Source organism: Bacillus sp. C28GYM-DRY-1 (genome assembly GCF_030519405.1).
Lineage (GTDB): Bacteria > Bacillota > Bacilli > Bacillales > Bacillaceae > Bacillus > Bacillus spizizenii_A.
This window is the reverse complement of the sequence record NZ_JAUMKF010000044.1, coordinates 1-1,488: the sequence shown is the minus strand read 5'-3', so window position 1 is coordinate 1,488 and position 1,488 is coordinate 1. Positions and strand designations below refer to the sequence as shown.

Genomic DNA, 1,488 nt, shown 5'->3' with positions numbered 1-1,488 from the left:
CCTAGCCAAGCGGAGCTAGGTATGCGGGAGCTCTTTTTCTGTTTTTGAAATCAGCTGAATATCCAAAAAAACAGCGTAAGACAAAAAAAGCTTGTAGAAAAACATCGTTTTCTCTACAAGCTGAGCCCTTTATATAAAGGGCTCTAGGTTCGATTATGCTGATTCTTTTTCAGGATCGTAAACAGCACAATAGCTGCGATCAATGTGAGTATGCTGACAAAAAAGAAGGCTGCCAGTTTTAGAAAAACACCGAGCAATATAAATGCCACGGCGGCAATAAGAAAAATTATTCCTAATAATCTCATATGTTCAACCCCTTTTAAGGGTATCATTCCCGCCCAGTCTGTTTTTAAACCAATTAAATAGGCGCCTGGGGGGCGCCTAACCTTTACTCAGAAAATTTTTCTGCTTCTTTTTCCCAAGCCTGTTCGAACTCATCTGCACTGTTTGCTGAAATATATTCTCCGCCGCCAGCAACAGCCGCTTGTTTCATTTCTTCGTTCCCTTTGATATCAAAGTTGAAGCCAATAATGTTTACAATGGTATCTACATTCGATTCACGAAGCTTCTCAACTTCCGCTGCAGGGTCTCCACCGCACGTTTCTTCACCATCAGTGATTAAATACACCACGTTTTTTCCGTCAGCGTCAAATGCTTCAAATTCTTTTCTTGTATCGGAAAGTGCTTTGGCAATCGGTGTCCAGCCAGTCGGTTTGATCTTACTCAATGAATCGTCAAACAGCGATCCTTCATATGGATGAAGGCCGTAAATGGTTTCCGTCGTGCTGCATGATAGAGCTTTGCCGGACAATTTATTATTTCCGGCATGTCCGAAAACGCGAAGCATGAGATTTGTATCCTTCGGAAGCAGTTCGGCAAAAGACTTTACTGATTTTTTGGCAATGTCTATTTTGCGCTCTTCCCCTGTCTTTTGAATCATACTTCCGCTTCCATCAAACAACACAGCTACATTTGTGTCATGGTTCTCAGCGGCAAAAGACGGGGACGCAAAGGAGACAGTCAGCAATCCAATGATACCGGCAGCCAGCAATTTTTTCATGTTTTTCTTCCTTTCTTTATCAAATTTTGGATTCTTCTTTATGCTAGAATATGAACATGCAAAAAGATATAGGGCAAGCAGCCTTTTGTGCCGCTTTCACTTTCTGTTCAAAATCGCTAGAAATACCGATGTTATTTAGCCTTTTTCACCCAGAAAGCACATACAGTTTGTGACATCATTCATCCTTTTTTCGCCTTGATCATCACGAAAAAACGGATATATGCTACTATGCTACAGGCTGTTATTTGGTTGCTTTTGAACATTATGTTACTTACAAAAAAGAGGCTGATCACTATCAGCCTCTCAGCGTGTCGACAAAGTCACAATAAGTGGCTTCATCGACACGCTTTTTTTGTTAAAATATGAGTGAATCTAGATTTTGGAGGTTTTACCATGTTGTCCAAACACTCAAAAGATCAGCGTGAACA

2 protein-coding genes are annotated in these 1,488 nt (G+C 40.9%); both read right to left on the bottom strand.

Annotated elements, in window-relative coordinates:
• Positions 1-143: 143 nt before the first annotated feature.
• Positions 144-305 (bottom strand): hypothetical protein, encoded by a 162-nt coding sequence (locus Q3W56_RS20510; protein WP_019716020.1) that lies wholly within the window; start codon positions 303-305, stop codon positions 144-146.
• 83 nt (positions 306-388) lie between these two features.
• A complete protein-coding gene (locus tag Q3W56_RS20505; protein WP_302896696.1) occupies positions 389-1,060 on the bottom strand; it encodes a vWA domain-containing protein in 672 nt (223 codons plus the stop codon).
• Between the last annotated feature and the right edge of the window lie 428 nt (positions 1,061-1,488).